Source organism: Litoribacillus peritrichatus, from assembly GCF_039537985.1.
In the GTDB taxonomy this organism is placed as follows: Bacteria; Pseudomonadota; Gammaproteobacteria; order Pseudomonadales; family Litoribrevibacteraceae; genus Litoribacillus; species Litoribacillus peritrichatus.
In genome coordinates this window covers 514,640-531,818 of record NZ_BAABBN010000004.1, presented here as the reverse complement: position 1 = coordinate 531,818, position 17,179 = coordinate 514,640, and the positions used below count along the sequence as shown (strand labels likewise).

The window sequence follows — 17,179 nt, the reverse complement described above, 5'->3', positions numbered from 1 at the left end:
CTCAAAAATTAAACTGAATAATATTCACACTTAAATGAATTTATTTGAACCGGTAATTCAATGAAGGCAAGAAATTGTCGTGCTTTGATAAACCCTGACGGTCTTTTAAACCAAGACCGTAAGCCATTGGTTATCAAAAACGGTAATACAAATTCAGTAATACAAATTCAGTCATACAAAATAAGCAGCACCAAAACAAAAAAAGGCGCATTAACTCAGGTTAATGCGCCTTTTTACATAAAAACCGCACTTAGTCAGCGTTTATGGCGTCTTCCATAGACTGAACCGCTACTTTTTCAAGCCATTCCAGATCAATGTCTTTATGCGCTTCACAGATAAACCAGGGTTCACGTGAATCCGGTTCTAACATAACACCATTTTTGATCAGGTTATGAGCAAAACGAACGTACAATGCACTGTCCGTTTTTTTCCAGTCCCGGTAGTTCTGTGGCACTTCGTTTCCAAAATGAATACCGAACATGGCATCTGGTCCAGAGAATCGGTGTTCGATACCAAATTTAGTGAATACCCTGGAAAGAAGTTCGCGAATTTCTCCGCCCACGCGATTGACCGTTTCAAGCGCATCCGTTTCCTTGAGGATGGTCAAAGTCGCTTTCGCCGCAGTCAAACCAATCAGGTTTGCGGTATAAGTGCCGCCATGAGTTACGCCTGTTTTATCAAAGCGGATTTGATTCATCACATCCGCACGGCCACCAAACGCAGCCACCGGATAGCCATTACCAATGGCTTTTGCGTAAGTGGTTAAATCGGAATTGATACCATACAGTTCTGCCACACCACCTTTCGCAACACGGAACCCGGTTTTCACTTCATCCATGATCAATAAGGCACCGAACTGATCACAAACATCACGCAGTTTCTGCATGTATTCTTTAGTGGAACTGATGCTGCCACAGTTCCCCATGATCGGCTCAATCACAATCGCAGCAATGTCATCTCCTACGCGCTCAAAAACCTCATCAATGGCTTCAAAACTGTTTAAAGGAACAATTTCAATGTGCTCACGCGAGGCTTCCGGAATACCCGCACCGAAAGGGATGACTTCCGGAGCCGCCTGGGTTTGAGGGTTCCAATTATCGACGTCTGACTTCCACATCATCTCATCGTACAAACCATGGAAACCACCTTCGACAATCACAACTTTATTTTTACCAGTAAAGCCACGTGCCGTTCGCACAGCACCGATCACCGCTTCTGTTCCTGAGTTGGCAAAACGCATTTTTTCAATGTGCGGACACAAGGATTTCACCAGACTGATGACCTGAGCGTCCAGTTCACTCGAGAAGCCTGAAATCGTGCCGCTTTCAGTGATGCACTTGATAACAGCTTCATCCACACGACGATCACGATAGCCCAAAATAATCGGGCCGTAAGCCAAACGAAAATCAACAAATTCCTGACCGTCACAATCGGTCAGGGTACAACCTTTAACACTCTTAACAAAAACCGTGTCTTCCTGCCCCCAGTAACGATAGCTGTCTGCTACGCCGAGTGGCATGTGCTCCTGAGCTTCCTTAAGCAGCTCAGCGCCATGCGGCTTGTGATGGTCGGTCATGATATTTATCCTCGCTAAATCGGGCCAAATGTAAAACTACAGACGAGCTATGCAGATGGGGTAAAAGCCAAAACTGATTAAAAATTTGGGGAGGATAATACCTGTCCAGTCAGTTATTTGCCACGAAAAGTAAGGGCATTTACAAATAGAAATATTCAAAGAAGAGTGTTTGATAACTACAGGCCGAAACCATCCGTGAAATTGTCGATGCCCGGCCTGATTCAGAAAGGTTTAAGGCTGCTGACCAAGCAATACTTTCACCGCCCGATGCATGAATGCCCGAATACCGTCCGGGGTATTCTCTGGTGCGTATACCATCATGGCCACAGAATGCGCGCTTCCCATGAAAATCATTGCCAGCTCTCTGGCGGTAAGGTTCACGTTAACCTCTTGCGAATCTATGCCTCGTTGAATTGTTCGGGCGATTTGGCTGATAACCCGGTTATGAAGCAATAAATAACGTGGCCACACATCATCACGTAACGAAGAGGTCCACTCCAGCCACACTTTGACATATTCCTGATGTTCAACCGCTGCATTCACAAACTGATTTCCATGCTCATAAAGCGCGTCGATGGCACTGAGATCATTTCCATGTGCTGCATTTGCAACTTCAAGATAAAACCGTTCAACTTCTGTTAAAACGGCATCAACCAAATCTTCTCGTGTTCTGAAATAGTTGAATACGGTTGGAACCGATACTCCCGCTAATTCAGCCACATCCGCATGAACAGCACGACCAATGCCTTTATTGGCAAAGGCCACCACAGCACAATGTAAAAGTTGAGCATGCCTCTTTTGAGGGTTAAGTCTTGTTCTTTTGTTTTTAGGTTCTGCCAGTTCCATAAAAGGTCCCTACCAAAGCAATCTCAGCAATGGACGCGACTATAACAAAGGGGTTTAGAGTCCCCTACCTAAACGCTCACAAAATGTTACATTTCAGATAAATTTTGCCAACTTTTTGACACACTTCATATAATCGGGGTTCTCTCAATACACGAACCTGACAAAACAATCAGGTATCAAGATAATTAGTTGACATATCAATCATTTAACACAGACAATGAAAACGACGACAGATTACACACCATTAAAAAATATAATCAGGTGGATATATGGAATTTCTAAACGTTTTGAAAGGCCGTCGTAGCATCAGGGCCTTCTCCGATCAGGAAGTTGAAACCGAAGTTCTGGATGAAATCTTAAAAGAGGCACTTGAGTCGCCCTCCAGTTCCAATACACAACCCTACAAATTAGCGATTGCCACAGGCAGTACATGCAAAGCGATTGGTGAGGAGCTTCTTTCAAAATACCACGCGTCCAATAAAATCCAAAAGCAACCTTTGCCACTCAAAGTTCTATCAGCCATTACCAGTGATGCACTACCAGACAGTGACTTCAAACCCATTCTTGGAAAATACCCGCCTCTGTTTCAAGAGCGCCGCATCGCAACGGGTGCCGGTCTTTACAAAGTTTTGGGGATTGAGCGTCATGATAAACAAGCCAGAGACGAGCAGATGGCTCGAAACTTTACGTTTTTTGATGCACCTGTGGCGATATTTCTGTTTGTTCATCCGGGCATGAAGCATACCGCACTGGTAGATGCCGGCATTTTCATGCAATCGTTAATGTTATCGGCCACAAATAAAGGCTTAGGCACCTGCGCACAAGGGGCACTGGGCATTTGGCGCTCCCCCATAGACAAACACTTTACGGTGCCTAAAAATTACAAACTGGTGTGTGGGTTAGCCTTGGGCTACCCAACTGAAAGCGATGTGAACGACTATAAGCCTAATAAAATTAATCTGACCGATCTGAAAATTCCGGCAAAATAAACCGCGCGATAAATCAGCGCCCAAACCGGCCAAGGATCTAGCTCGCGCAGTCTGAGGCCGGATCAAACACCCCGGAAAAAACTAGCGGGCTAACCAAAACTCAACGAGTTCATCAAGCGGCTTGGGTTTACAGTAAAAATACCCCTGAGCGTAATGACAGCCTTTCTCAATCAGGAAGTCATTATGCGCCTGGGTTTCCACCCCTTCCGCCAACACATCAAGCCCTAACTGATCCGCCATCGCAATAATCGCCGTCACGATCGCCTTATCGCTTTCATCACTTAAAATATCCCGTATGAAGGTCTGATCAATTTTAAGCACATCAATGGGAAAAGATTTCAGATAGCTCAAAGAGGAATAACCTGTTCCAAAGTCGTCGATGGCCAGTGTAATATTCAGCCCTTTTAATTTATTGAGCGATAGAATGGTTTCCTCAATGTCTTCAATCAGGATACTTTCGGTCAGCTCCAAAGAGAGGTACTCCGACGATAAGTCGTATTTTTTAAGCGACGATTCAATCACCTCACATAAGTGCGCTCCGTGCTTGAATTGGTACGGCGACACATTGACGGCCACCTTTACGTTGGGCAGCCCCTGAGCATGCATTGCTTTAAGCTCTTCACAGGCTTTGGCTATGACCCAGTCACCGATCTTGCCAATCATCCCGGTATCTTCGGCCAAAGGAATGAACTCAATGGGCGGAATCACCCCTTTTTCAGGATCAATCCAACGAATTAATGCTTCCAACCCCACCAGTTCGCCGGTTCGAACGTCCACCTGAGGCTGGTAATACAATTGAAAGTATTCCTCTTCAATAGCACTGCGAATTCTGTTTTCCAACAAGAGTCGATCGTGCGCTTTGACATTCAGGTCATCACGGTAAAACTGGAAATTATTTTTCCCTTCGGACTTGGCGTGATACATAGCCAAATCAGCACACCGCAATAAAGTATCGGTGTCCGAAGCGTCCTGAGGGTACATAGAAATGCCAATGCTGGCGCCGTAGGTAACTTCATGCCCCTCTAATTCCAAACGTTCAGAAAATGAACGAATAATACTATTCGAAATATCCACCACCCGGCCCATTGAAGCCGCACTCACAATAATGGCGAACTCATCCCCCCCCAACCGGGCCACGGTGTCTTCTTTACGAATCGTGTTTCGTAACACCTCAGCAACGTGCTGCAGTAAGCTATCACCTACATTATGACCCAAAGAATCATTCACTGTTTTGAAGTTATCCAGATCCAGCAACATCACCGCCAGACTGAGGTTCGGATTTCGGTCTACCCGACCCAGTTCCCGTTCAAAACGGTCGGACAATAAGCGTCGATTGGGCAATTGAGTCAGCGGATCATAAAACGCAAGCTGTTGAATCATCTCTTGGGCTTCATGTAACTCGGTATGGTCATCTGAGGTGGAAACAAACTGGATCGGCTCACCAAACTCATCGCGAATCACAAAGATGGATTGCTGCGACCAATATACAGAGCCATCTTTACGCCGGTTTTTAATTTTTCCATGCCACTCCCGTCCGTCAGCCAGTGCGTCTTGAATTTCTTCGATCACTTCCGGTTCAGTGTCCCCGCTGCGCAGGATATTCGGTTTCTTACCCATCACTTCGTCAGGAGAGTACCCGGTCAATTGCGTGAAGGATCGGTTTACATACTCAATTTCAGAGTTGGTGTTGGTGATGATGATGGCGTTAGCACTTTGTTCGACCGCTTGCGACAGCTGATACAGTTTCTTCTCAATGGAAACACGCCTTTTCTCCTTGTCGATCATGAACATCGCTCGACTTAGATCCACGCCCAAACCGGTAAGCAGCTCAATCATTTGATCATCAAATACATCAGGAATGGTTGAATACAAGGTAAAAATACCTATAACCTCACCTTTAAGCTTTAAAGGCACAGCCACTAATGCCTGATAACCCCTTTTTTGCGCTTCATCCCGCCAGGGAACAAAAGTAGGGTCTGTGGCTGTATCATTTACAAAACGAACTTCCCCGGATTTGGCTGCACGACCCACCGGACCATTGGCCAGCTCGGAGTCATCAATCATCATTCGCATCACTTCCAGATAACCATCAACATCACCGGCGGAAGTCTGAGGTAAAACCCGGTTGCCGTTAATGACGCCGACCCAAGCCATCAGGAAGCCGCCGTAAGTGATCGCTATGTCACAAATTCGCTGAAACATCTCTTCTCGGGAGTCGGCCCCAATGATGGCTTTGTTTGAATGACTCAACACCGTATATAAACGGTTCATGGTTTCAAATCGCTCTTGGGCCAACTTAGCTTCGGTGATATTCCTGCGAACATGCACCATTCCTGACGTTCGATTACGGGACGTCACCGGGCTTAATGCCACTTCATACCATTGCTCATTCGAAGGGTTATAAAAAGTATGATTTTCAATCGGCTGATTAAGCTTAATGGCCTGACATATCACACAATCATTCGAGTGCACATTGCTGGCATGCTGTAGGGTGTGGCAGCTACGCCCAATGCATTCTGAAGAAGATAAATCAAGCACCCGCCTTACTGCTTTATTCACTTGACGTACAACCCCATTTCGATCAACCAGAACGGTTTCATCCGGTACGGCATCATACGTATTTGCACCACGGGAAAGCGCCCTGAAGGGCTCCCTTAAACTCGATTCTATTAATGCAATGTATATTGCCCAATAAGAAAACAGTTTAAAAAAGTGTCCCAGAATCAGCGTTAAGCCAAACAAGTCGGTATAAAGCGTAAACATCAGTTCCGCTGCGATGGTGAAACCAATAGATATCAGTATCAGCTCCAGCGTTCGCCGATCCAGCAATGCCCTCGCCCGGTAATTACTGACAGCGGCTCCAATCAACAAAAACACGATGATCCACTCATTCAGAATTTTGGTGTCAGTCAAGCCCGCTTCCGAAGAGAACATTATCGGGAAAAAATCACTGAACGACGCGTAAATCAAACCAGTGGCAACCACACCTAAACAAATAAAAACCCAGGTTCTTGGCCATTCTTTGTTAAAAATGAAAGGAACACTCAGTAAAATAAGGGCTTCAAAATAACGCGCAATCACCCACAAATTAATGGTTGTATTCAAGTCATGCTCATGAACGAATGGCATGCCCTTGAAAGTCAAAGTATGCGCGGTATCAAGCACTCCAACCCAGAAGTAGCCTAATCCCAAACTCATTAAGTAATAGTTTTTAGACAGTGAAAATGTATTCCAGGCCACAACCAAAGAAATGATTGCAACGGAAATAGAAAAGAATTCAACCAAAGTATGGAACAACAACGGCGAATAAAAAGTCAGGGGAATCAACCCGATACTCAAGAAAATGGGCACCCACCAAATCTTCAAACTGATCCCATCTTTCTTCGGAAAAACAAACTCTGTCAAAGGACAACCTTACTATTGATAAAACTATTAACAAAAAACATCAAAGAAAACCGTCGGCTAAAATAACGGCCATTAAAAATATAGCTAAATTAACCCACTCATGAGCGACATAAGTACTAATAAATGGCTATTTTTGTTATAAATATCGAAGATATTACCTAAGCGAGGCAGCTTGTTCAAAACAAAAGCTGTTTTTCAAAACGGAAGTAAAAGTAATGCTCAAATGAACTGATAACACCTTCCGTTGTCCTACTGGATCATTACATAACAATTAGCCACATTACGGAGTAAGGAATGCGTCAGGAAGTTCAAGATTATTACGGTAAAACACTGCAAAGCAGTGATGACCTAAAAACCGACGCCTGTTGTACAGACACCGATTTACCTCGATACATTAAAACCGCATTAAGCAATGTACACGACGAAGTTTTAGCTCGCTATTATGGTTGTGGCTTGGTAGCACCGGAAAAGTTAAAAGGCGCCCGCATTCTGGACCTTGGCAGCGGGTCTGGCCGCGACTGTTATGTGCTATCTCAGCTTGTCGGCGAAGATGGCTACGTAGTGGGTGTTGATATGACCGACGAGCAGCTGGACATCGCAAACAAACACATTGATTTTCATGCCGATAAATACGGCTACAAAACATCCAATGTTGAGTTCAGAAAAGGTTATCTGGAAAGTCTTGAAGATCTTAATCTGGAAGAAAACAGCTTCGACATCATTGTTTCAAACTGCGTGATCAACTTATGCCAGGATAAAGAAGCCGTGTTGAAGCAAGCCTACAATCTGTTGAAGCCCGGCGGCGAAATTTACTTCTCGGATGTGTATTCCGACAAACGCGTTCCTGAAGCATTATTAAGTGATCCGGTACTCTATGGGGAGTGTCTGAGTGGCGCCCTATACTGGAATGACTTCCAGAATCTGGCTAAAAAGTGTGGCTTTCTTGACCCTCGTTTAGTTGAAGACCGTCCGCTGGCAATCAACAATAATGCCATCAAAGCAAAACTGGGCAACATCAAGTTTTTCTCCGCCACTTATCGTTTATTTAAACTGCCGGAGCTTGAGCCTGCCTGTGAAGACTACGGCCAGGCCGTAATTTACAAAGGCGATATTCCTCATCACCCTGAAGCGTTTGAACTTGATAAGCATCACTTCATTGAAACCGGTAAAGTTTTCCCGGTATGCGGAAACACCTGGCGAATGCTGAACGACACCCGCTTTAAAGAACATTTCGAGTTCATCGGCACCTGGGACAAACACTACGGTATTTTTGACGGCTGCGGAACTTCCCTGCCTTACGATGACACAGAAGTAGGCAGCGCAGATTCTGGTGGCGGCTGTTGCTAAAAACCAAGAACATAAAAAAGGAGCTTCGGCTCCTTTTCTTTTGCTCAAATCAACCACACCTTATAACAAGCCGAAACCATAGCCTGTGCGTTTGACTTGAATCGTTTCAGAAATTATCTCTTTGCAGCCGGTAACCACTGCAACATATTCGTTGAGGCCACTTTATGCGCGGTGTCTTCAGGAAGCGCATCCAAGAATGGCCGGATTTCATCCATTCCTTCTTTCAACTTACCAAAGCGACCCACTTTATCGGAACCTATCACAAATCGATCAGGGTAGTTCTGTACTAAATCCAGCCATACCTTTTTTGGCTTATCTTGGTCATCATAGAGGTATTTTATCAGTGTCCAGGATAACAAAATGTTCAAATTCTGATGTTCAGCCATTTGTTTATTTACAAACTCAGGCAACCCCTTCACCGTCTGACGACGATCTATCGCCGCACTGATTCCGGCATGCGCCCAAATGAAAGTAGTTTCAGGGTTTTGCTCCAAAGACTCGATCAACTCATCTTTAAAAATAAATTCTTTTTCTCGGATTGAAGTCAGATTACTGTGCAACATCACTGGCAAACCTTTTTCAGCCGCCAGTTTATAAACCTTCATTAATGCTGGGTGGTTCGCTACCGGTTTTTCCCCTTCCGTTAATGCCGTCAGTTCATCATGCCGACCAAACACTTCGCCGATGCCTTGCCAAAAACCCGGATCTCGTGCCAGCATTCGCTCTATATGCTCTACAGCATTCAAGTCCGTCGGGTTAAACCCAGTAATAAAAGGGTAGAAACGCTTTTGTTCTTTTTCTGGCAAAGACTTCACTGCATCGTAAACCAGCATGTCTGTTGCAGAATACCAATACACTGGCGCATCATCGCCGGAATAATAACGAGGTCGCTTAGGTTCAGACGCCGCCCACTTTTTAGTCATCGAAAAACCGGTTAACACGACACTTTCAACCCCGGCCTTTTCCATATTTTCAAGCAAAGCACCCATGCCGTCAGTGCGCTGCTGGGGATCAACATAATGCATTTCAGCATCAAGAAATTTGTACTCCCTTGCATTCCCAATACCGGGTAAAGCCAATGACAAAGACAGCACTGAAATTATGAACGGATAAACACTGAATTTAGGAAAAACAAAACAACTGGGCAAAATCAAACTCCTTGTGGACGTTGCGATCAAAATAACACTTTATAGATTAGATATTGTTTTGAAAGGTTCCGCCATAGTTCGATCTTTTCTTTACCTAATCACACTGGGCAAACTCAGATTGTTTTGCATCTGCCTTTTCAGCTTCAGCCTTTGCAAATCTTATGAGTTCAGGTTCACCATCAAACTGGGCACCCGTACCAGGCCAATAATACGCTCCATTGTAAAAACAAAGAGTGACTATTGCGGGAGATGTATCTAAAACGGGTTCTTCATCACGCTCAACCAACATTGAATATTTGATTCGTTTTCTGATATTTCCACGCACTGTTTCAATCACATCCGCATAATAAACATGCCTACTCATGAACTCATCATGCTCTTCCACATCAACTTGAGTATGTTTTACCAGCGCAGAATAAGGTGTTTGAACAATAGCTTCAGACAAAAATAACTTTTGGTTATCCGGCGCTTCAGAAACAGCTGGGTTTAAAGCAAAAACATTGCACGAAGCTAAAGCGAATAAAAATGGCGAAAAGAGTAACTTATTCATGATATTTACCTAAACCAGACCCGAAAGAAGATACCCACTCAATATATAAATATCTTTTTATCCTTCCATTAACCCGATACCCTATCTCCCAAAGCCACCTATTAAAAGGAATTTACAGGTGAATCGAAATTTATGGTTACTGATCGGCGTTCAGATTCTTTTTATGGTCGGCAACATGATGTTTCTGACATTGGCGCCCGTTCTCGGTAAAGACTTAGCGGGCAACCCGAGTTTTGCAACGCTCCCTTTAGCCATCAGTATGCTGACCATGCTGGTCTGTTCTTTTCCGTTCAGCATTTGGATGGGAAAAATCGGGCGCGGCCCAATATTTACAGCAGGTATCGTTTGCAACGCATTCGCAGGGCTGACTTTTTTCTTTGCTATTCAGGCCCAAAGCTTTGAAATGTTTTTGGCTGGTAGCGTGTTATTTGGCATTGCCATAGCAAGCGCCAACTTTTATCGCTTTGCCGCGATGGAGCTAGTACCCTCATCTCAACAATCTTTAGCTATCTCAGCGTTGATGGCTTCTGGTGTCGTTGCAGCCATCATCGGCCCCAATTTAGGTGCATTGACCAAAGACGTCTTTTTTGACCTGTCGTTTTCAACTTCTGCTTTGGCCTATCTGCCCATTTCAATCACTGCATTAGTATTAGTTTTGTTCATCCAGTGGCCTAAAAGTACGCTCAAGAAAGAACATTCAAAACAACCGATCAATTATGAAAACGGCCTTTGGCAAGCCATTTTAACGGCGGCAGTAGCTTACGGTGTCATGGTTTTAATTATGAGTGCGACACCTCTGCATATGTCACATCAACACTATGCGTTTTCGGACACCGCCTGGGTCATTCAATGGCATGTGATTGGCATGTTCGCGCCTTCATTTTTCGTAAATAAGCTGATTGACCGCCTCGGTCTGCATGGGCTGATCATTGCCGGAATTACTGTGCTGATAAGCTCTCTCGCAGTGAACTTACTCGCCACCAACCGGTTCCTGTTAACCCTTGGTTTGTTACTGCTTGGCATCGGCTGGAACTTCGCGTTTCTTGGTGCCAGCCAATGGTTAATGAAGTTATCTATGCAGCAGAATGCCTCTAAAATCCAAGGCATAAATGAAGTAATCGTCTTCGGCTTTGCTTCTTTAGCAACATTCAGCTCAGGCTGGCTAATCAATGTCTTTGGTTGGCACACCTTGAATATGGCCGCATTTCCGATCTTACTGTTACTTTTGATTGTGATTATTACCACGCAAATAAGAAGTAACAATCACGGAGAACAATCAACTGCAAAGGGATGAGTCCTTTTGCATTAAAAGGAAATAAACATTCGCCATAACAATGAATTGAAGCCGAGGGCTTTTGATTAGAGCCGGTTCCGCCTGGCACCCTTTAGAACAGGCTTCACCACCAGGCCGTTGCTAAACGTTCTAATCAAATGAAGTTGTGGTTGGGTGCTTATTTGTATGAGTTAGAAATCTTCTCGATACCCCCATACCACAGAGACATTTTTGAAAATCTTAGGGTACGCAATCATCGCATACGAGAAATTCTCAAACGCCTCTGGAGAAGGATCACAAAGACCCGGGTCAAAAGTAACAACCTCGGTTAGATTAAATATAATTGTGTGCTCATTTTCCTCGACGTTGGTCACTTCAAGACCAGAACAAACACCGATACTTGATAACACAGTTAAAACGTTGTTTTCTGCGAAATCTACTAAAGGAACATCCCCTGAAATACTTGGCACTGACAACCAAATTTCATTAAACCTATCCTCATTTTTAGCGACTAAATATTGTTCCGTAGACAGATCAGACTGAGAACCTTGAGAAATAACTGAAAACTCTACAGGAGTAAAAATGTTCTCAGCGGTTTGAGCGTTGCTATCTTCAAGACAACCAGAAAGAGAAAAGACTAAAGGTATAGGCAAAAACAAATTTATAAACCGACTCATAGGGTGTTCCTTTTCATTGATTTCTAACGAGTCTGCAAAAAACAACCAAGCTCGCTACAAAAAACCATTTAATCCGTTAATGTTATTAACCCACATTTTAATCAATTTTCTATTTATTATCACTTAAATCAGTGGTTTAACACGATCATAAGTACTTTCTTTGAATTTAGGTTTCTTATTTTTCAACAAACTATAGCCACTGAGGACCAAGTGGTTAACAGTGGAAGCCAATAAACAGCGGCTGGACAAGGCATATTCTTACTGAAGGTTGGGAAGGGGAATAACTATTACCAGCCAGAATCTTCTTAGATTAGAGTGTCCATGTATTTCAAGAAAACTAAAGACCAATCACAGAGCTTTCGGCTCATACAACTAATACAAATAGGTTGCGACTGAGCGCAACCTATTTGTTGTTAATCACTGCTTTTACCTACCGGCAAGGTGCTGGCAAATATGAGGCAAGAACATTTTCGCCATAACATGTCCACGTTATATCACCTTCAATTACTTCCGGCTTTAGAACCACATATTTTTCTTCGCCAGATTCACCTATACCAACGTTTGCGCCAACAACTCCATCACTGTAAACGCCTATCTGAATATTATTTGCAGCGTCATTAATTACGTCGTTCGCATAGCCTAGCGACTGCAAAGATTGCGGCCATTCATTATTGGCTACAACATACTCATTAACTTTATTTTTAACTTCTTGCGCGGATGAATAAGCGGTCTCAAATCGTGCACGCTCAACATAATCTTGATATGCAGGTATAGCAACAGCGGCCAAGATACCAATAATTACCACTGTTACTAACAATGAGGCCATACCGCCAGAGCCAAATCTCGGTATAAAGAGTGAAAGAAACCACGCAAGCCCATGGCGTCTTGGGTGTTTTATTTCACTGCCCTTACTTAAAGCAAGGGACGTTGCCATTCGCTTAGTCAACCACGGATAATCACTGGTCAATTCATTAAATGACATCCAAAAACCACTTGTATCTGAAATTTGGCTTATATAAGAATCAACATTAATCGATTTCCATCGAGTATCCCCGGCTGCAATCGCAGCAATTGCGGCTTGTATATCATCTACTGATTCACAACATGCAACACCATAGCGATCACAAGTATACTCTTCTGCTCTTCGCAACGCTGAACCGAGTAACGGCAACACGGATGCAGGCATAATAAAAGTGCTCCACGTTAAGTGTTTCCTATGTATATGACCTAGCTCATGCCCTATATAAAAATCAATGGCACCAGGTTGATTTTCTAAAGCATCAACGACATCAGTAAACAATACGACAAAGTGCCGCCCTAAAAACCTTGTTGCTAGTGCATTAAAGAAATCAGTTCTTAATAAGTAAGCTTCGGGGATATCATCTAGACCTACCTTGCTGCATCCACGAGTTAGTTTTTCATGCAGATCAGGATATTGCTCTTCACTTATTCTTACGCCTGATCCCTTCAGGTGAGATATAAAAGCAGAGTGAGCAAACAAGAAAAATATATAACCTAGAAGTAAATACAGTAAAACCATTCCAAACGTGCCAACAGTAAGTGCGAGCCAAAATACAGCTGATAACACAACAGCTATTCGAAACAGAGGTTTTTCATTCTTATATACTAAGTCCATTTAGGGTTCCTTAATGGTAATTTTTTGGCACTTAACTGTGTATTTAGAAATATTGACTCCACCACGAGAGCTGACCTTCAATGCGAGGGTTAGTAATGTCAGAGCCATAATATAGTTTTCGGCGGCTATAAGTGAAGATCAGCACGAGGAAAACGATAACATACTTTTTGTTGGGTTTAATACTCATATAAAACCCACTGAAATCGCCTATGTCATTGCTAAAATAATGAACATATGTGGACGCCCCATTCGTCACCAAACGGTTTATGTCTCTCTTACTCGCTAATGACAAAGTAGTAAATAACATGCACACCACCTGCGATTTTAGTGATATTTATTAACAAAATCGCTTCTTGGAAAACAAATGTAATTCCACTGTACACATTCATTGTGTAGTCTCCGCCATACAAAAAATATGGACATAAGGAGCGTCTATGAAATCATTTACCCAAGGAACCCGTTTTAGCCAATCGCTACTGTTTACCGCAGTCATCTCGTCAACCGCTCTCGTTGGTTGTAGCAATTCTGATTCTGATAATACACCTGGCGAGAGCGATGCAGCTGCATTTACCGTATCAGGTACGGCAGTAAACTTTTACACCGGGGAACACGTTGATAATGCCTCGATCAGTATCGCTGGCGATATAAATGGTGTTCACACTGAGTTAGGCGAAACAACAACGGATAACAGTGGCCGGTTCTCCTTGTCTTATGACAACGTCCCGACTCGTTTAGTCATTAGTGGTCAAAACGACGAATTCGGTGAATATTCCATCATTGTTCTGAACGAAGATCAGGAAAGCAGAGTTACAGCTGCGAACTTGGCTCTTCAGCCTGTCGATGTAAACGCTGTGTTTGACCCGGAAACGGACAGCACCATAGAACTGGGTACTACACCTGTTATCGAGTTAGCCGCAAATTCACTGGTGGACAATAACGGCAATACTCCGGAAGGAGACGTAAGTGGCCGGTTAACCATTATTGATCCAAGCGCCGACCCGTCCTTAATGCCAGGCAATTACCAAACCATCGACAACCAAGGCGATGTCAGCCTAATCGAATCTTTCGGAGCCATCAGTGCTGTATTTGAAGACAGCAACGGCGAAGAACTTAACTTAGCGGAAAACCAAACGGCAACTATTCGCATTCCATTGGCTTCTGGTATTAATCCTAATACTGCGGATGCTACGATCCCGCTGTTCTACTTCGACGAAACCACCGGATATTGGGTGGAAGAAGGCATTGCGACATTAACGCAGCTTGCAAATAATACCTATGTCTACGAAGGCACTGTCAGCCACTTCACGGTTTGGAATGCCGACAAAGTGTATGAAACAATTAATATTAACGGCTGTGTCGTTGATGAAACCGGTGAGCCCGTTGCAAATGCCGACGTCACTTCGCAAGGCAGAGACTATATCGGAAGTGCCAATACCACCAGCAATGACGCCGGATTATTTTCACTGCCTGCGCGTTTCAATTCTGATGTACTGATCAGCGCCCGTAATGGCGCGGTCAGCAATACCCTGGAAGTTGACACAGATAATACTGACGTTGATTTAACAAACAACTGTCTTGTCCTTTCTCCAGATGCGGTGAATATCTCGCTAACCTGGGGAGAAGCACCTGACGACCTGGATTCCCATTTATTCGGCCCTGCCAACGCAGATGGTACCGAACAATTCCATGTGTATTACGGCAATCATCCCGTGATAGTTAACGAAGTGGTCATGGACCTTGATGTTGACGACACCAGCAGCTTTGGCCCTGAAGTTATTTCAATTCCCCGTTTCCCATACCCTGGCACCTATCAGTATCTCGTACATCAATTCTCTAATGAGTCAGACATTGTTAGCTCCCCTGCCCGCGTGAAACTAACCATCGGAGAGCAAGAAATTTTCTTTTCACCCAGTGAAGCCACAAACCCACTTACCGAAGAGTGGGCAGTGTTCAACATTGAAGTAGACGCAAACCTGAACCCAACCATAGTCCCTGTACAAGAGTTTGTTGAAGGCTGGGTCGAAGATGGTTTAGAAGAAGGTCCTATAGAGGAAGGACTTATAGAAGAAAATTTCGAAGCCTTCGCTACTCCCGCCAATACTCGAGCACTGGAACCTAAAACTAACCAGAGCATCAAGCCAAGTTACAAGTAATCCCCTGTAAACAAAGTCGGATGCAAAACAAACCCGGTCACTGATCGGGTTTGTTACTTTCAAGCCACCCGCTCTTCCAGCACGAATTTGTGCAAACCAGCTATATGTACTTCTGCGATGTATTCTTGCCAGTCATAACAACTTGCACTGACTGTGTAATCTTTCTGATCATCCAAATTAAACTGTCGCCACAGGCTTTTCAGCTTGGTGTTATCAAACTGGTAACGAGGCGCAGTATAAAACGAATAAATCTTGGCTAATTCTTTGGAGGTGGTCACTTTGTCCACCAGCTTACGACGCAGCTTTGGCTGGAACAGTCCCCGGCCGAACGCAGCAAACTGAAGTCCTCGCATGACGCTTTGAAAGGTGAAATCACTGACGGTTTTAAATTTGGCCGAAGGCTTCTTTTTGAAGAGCTTAGGGTAGTTTTTATAATTCCCCTGCGATTCTTTCATGACGTATTGGATAAAATCTTTGAGCTGAATCGGGTTATCAGTACTGCTGCAGCTTTGATAAACACGATAGTTCTTAGGCGACGCCACCTGTTCAGCAGATGCGAGAATTATGCTGTTGGCAACAAGGTCTGCCGGTATCACATCCAGAATGCCCTTATCATCGCCGGGAAAAAAACTTAATTTGCCCCGAGCATAGGCAAAAATCAAAGCATCAGCGACTTTGATGCCTTCAATCCAGCCGGCAACGGGTTCCCTGAGCGTGCTTTCGATGATAGACGGTCTTACAATAGAGATGCCAGAGCCTTTTAATTGCTGAATTAAAAGCTGCTCGCCCATCCATTTTGTGAATGTATAAGTATCGTTCCAGCCATATTCCCGGGCAATTTTTCCACCTAAACGTATACGTTGATGTTCCGATTCTTCCGGTGAGGCAGATGCTTCATCCACAAGCTCGCACTCTTCAAGACACTTTTCAATCAAAGGCCGAACGTGAAAGCTGCCATCTTCAAATTCTTTCAACCGGTGGAATTTCGGAGCATAAATACGCTCTTTTATGCACCCTTGATTAAGACCGTTCACATAGCAGGTTGAGACCTGAATCATAGGCACGCCACCCGCCGCCTTAACAAGTTCAACCAGGTTCTCTACAGAAAGTGCATTGATGCGAATGGCCTGATCGAGTGCTTCCCGAAAGTTAACACTGGCCGCACAATTAATGACAAGGTCGATGTCTTCCGCAAGAGAACAAAACTCATCCGCCGCCATACCAAATGCTGTTTGGGTTAACTCACCTTCCACCACAGTCATTTTGCTGTCCAAAAACGACTCAAACATATCACCCATTTCAGAGCGCATGCGATCAAACACAGAGCTGGCAATGACGTCTTGATACACTCGTTCTTTGGCCGATGAATATTGATTGCCTTTACGAGCCAACAGCGTGATTTGATAGACATCCGGGACTTTTCTGAGTAGTTTTTCCAAAACAACCTTGCCCAAAAAGCCGGTTGTTCCGGTAATAAGGATGTTTTTTCCTGCGAGTTCTTGCTGAACGGATAAATAGGACGGGCTGCTCATGTCGCAACTCCTTTATTATTTTTATTAAACTGCTTTGTATACAATGA

At 44.0% G+C, this 17,179-nt stretch carries 12 protein-coding genes; 4 read left to right on the top strand and 8 right to left on the bottom strand.

Features of this window, described 5'->3' with window-relative positions:
• Positions 1 to 250: 250 nt before the first annotated feature.
• Both ABD744_RS03565 and ABD744_RS03560 read right to left on the bottom strand, forming a co-directional pair.
• Entirely contained in the window at positions 251 to 1,576 is a 1,326-nt protein-coding gene (locus ABD744_RS03565) for an aspartate aminotransferase family protein (protein ID WP_344795525.1), read from the bottom strand.
• A 231-nt stretch (positions 1,577 to 1,807) separates the two neighbouring features.
• The gene (locus tag ABD744_RS03560) at positions 1,808 to 2,422 is read right to left on the bottom strand and encodes a TetR/AcrR family transcriptional regulator (RefSeq protein WP_344795523.1); all 615 of its coding nucleotides are present in this window, start codon (positions 2,420 to 2,422) and stop codon (positions 1,808 to 1,810) included.
• A 269-nt stretch (positions 2,423 to 2,691) separates the two neighbouring features.
• On the opposite strand from ABD744_RS03560, the gene ABD744_RS03555 reads away from it, so the two are divergent.
• Positions 2,692 to 3,411, top strand: coding sequence for a nitroreductase family protein (locus ABD744_RS03555; RefSeq protein WP_344795521.1), 720 nt, complete (start codon positions 2,692 to 2,694; stop codon positions 3,409 to 3,411).
• An 81-nt stretch (positions 3,412 to 3,492) separates the two neighbouring features.
• On the opposite strand, the gene ABD744_RS03550 is transcribed toward ABD744_RS03555, so the two are convergent.
• Positions 3,493 to 6,816: an EAL domain-containing protein gene (locus tag ABD744_RS03550; RefSeq protein WP_344795520.1), complete on the bottom strand. Its 3,324-nt coding sequence runs from the start codon at positions 6,814 to 6,816 to the stop codon at positions 3,493 to 3,495.
• A gap of 294 nt (positions 6,817 to 7,110) precedes the next feature.
• On the opposite strand from ABD744_RS03550, the gene ABD744_RS03545 reads away from it, so the two are divergent.
• A complete protein-coding gene (locus ABD744_RS03545) occupies positions 7,111 to 8,163 on the top strand; it encodes a methyltransferase domain-containing protein (protein ID WP_344795519.1) in 1,053 nt (350 codons plus the stop codon).
• A gap of 113 nt (positions 8,164 to 8,276) precedes the next feature.
• Here ABD744_RS03545 and ABD744_RS03540 read toward each other — a convergent pair whose 3' ends face one another.
• On the bottom strand, positions 8,277 to 9,311 hold the full coding sequence (locus ABD744_RS03540; protein WP_344795517.1) for an amidohydrolase family protein: 1,035 nt from the start codon (positions 9,309 to 9,311) through the stop codon (positions 8,277 to 8,279).
• 94 nt (positions 9,312 to 9,405) lie between these two features.
• Positions 9,406 to 9,861, bottom strand: coding sequence for a hypothetical protein (locus ABD744_RS03535; RefSeq protein ID WP_344795515.1), 456 nt, complete (start codon positions 9,859 to 9,861; stop codon positions 9,406 to 9,408).
• Positions 9,862 to 9,979: 118 nt separating this feature from the next.
• Between ABD744_RS03535 and ABD744_RS03530 the strand changes: the two genes are divergently transcribed.
• Complete coding sequence (locus ABD744_RS03530; protein WP_344795513.1) at positions 9,980 to 11,155, top strand: MFS transporter; 1,176 nt, start codon at positions 9,980 to 9,982, stop codon at positions 11,153 to 11,155.
• A 170-nt stretch (positions 11,156 to 11,325) separates the two neighbouring features.
• Here the strand turns inward: ABD744_RS03530 and ABD744_RS03525 are convergent, their stop codons facing one another.
• Together ABD744_RS03525 and ABD744_RS03520 are read right to left on the bottom strand one after the other, a co-directional pair.
• A complete protein-coding gene (locus ABD744_RS03525) occupies positions 11,326 to 11,811 on the bottom strand; it encodes a hypothetical protein (RefSeq protein ID WP_344795511.1) in 486 nt (161 codons plus the stop codon).
• A 430-nt stretch (positions 11,812 to 12,241) separates the two neighbouring features.
• Complete coding sequence (locus ABD744_RS03520) at positions 12,242 to 13,447, bottom strand: M48 family metalloprotease (RefSeq protein ID WP_344795509.1); 1,206 nt, start codon at positions 13,445 to 13,447, stop codon at positions 12,242 to 12,244.
• Between the two features lie 434 nt (positions 13,448 to 13,881).
• Here ABD744_RS03520 and ABD744_RS03515 point away from each other — a divergent pair, with 434 nt between their 5' ends.
• Complete coding sequence (locus tag ABD744_RS03515; RefSeq protein ID WP_344795507.1) at positions 13,882 to 15,600, top strand: hypothetical protein; 1,719 nt, start codon at positions 13,882 to 13,884, stop codon at positions 15,598 to 15,600.
• Positions 15,601 to 15,659: 59 nt separating this feature from the next.
• Here the strand turns inward: ABD744_RS03515 and ABD744_RS03510 are convergent, their stop codons facing one another.
• Positions 15,660 to 17,132, bottom strand: a complete 1,473-nt coding sequence (locus ABD744_RS03510; RefSeq protein ID WP_344795505.1) for an SDR family oxidoreductase — start codon at positions 17,130 to 17,132, stop codon at positions 15,660 to 15,662.
• Positions 17,133 to 17,179: the final 47 nt, after the last annotated feature.

Excerpts from the sequence above, each read along its gene's own strand:
- ABD744_RS03565 (WP_344795525.1), bottom strand. The coding sequence starts at position 1,576 with ATGACCGACCATCACAAGCCGCATGGCGCTGAGCTGCTTAAGGAAGCT.
- ABD744_RS03560 (WP_344795523.1), bottom strand. The coding sequence starts at position 2,422 with ATGGAACTGGCAGAACCTAAAAACAAAAGAACAAGACTTAACCCTCAA.
- ABD744_RS03555 (WP_344795521.1), top strand. The coding sequence starts at position 2,692 with ATGGAATTTCTAAACGTTTTGAAAGGCCGTCGTAGCATCAGGGCCTTC.
- ABD744_RS03545 (WP_344795519.1), top strand. The coding sequence starts at position 7,111 with ATGCGTCAGGAAGTTCAAGATTATTACGGTAAAACACTGCAAAGCAGT.
- ABD744_RS03535 (WP_344795515.1), bottom strand. The coding sequence starts at position 9,861 with ATGAATAAGTTACTCTTTTCGCCATTTTTATTCGCTTTAGCTTCGTGC.
- ABD744_RS03525 (WP_344795511.1), bottom strand. The coding sequence starts at position 11,811 with ATGAGTCGGTTTATAAATTTGTTTTTGCCTATACCTTTAGTCTTTTCT.
- ABD744_RS03520 (WP_344795509.1), bottom strand. The coding sequence starts at position 13,447 with ATGGACTTAGTATATAAGAATGAAAAACCTCTGTTTCGAATAGCTGTT.
- ABD744_RS03515 (WP_344795507.1), top strand. The coding sequence starts at position 13,882 with ATGAAATCATTTACCCAAGGAACCCGTTTTAGCCAATCGCTACTGTTT.
- ABD744_RS03510 (WP_344795505.1), bottom strand. The coding sequence starts at position 17,132 with ATGAGCAGCCCGTCCTATTTATCCGTTCAGCAAGAACTCGCAGGAAAA.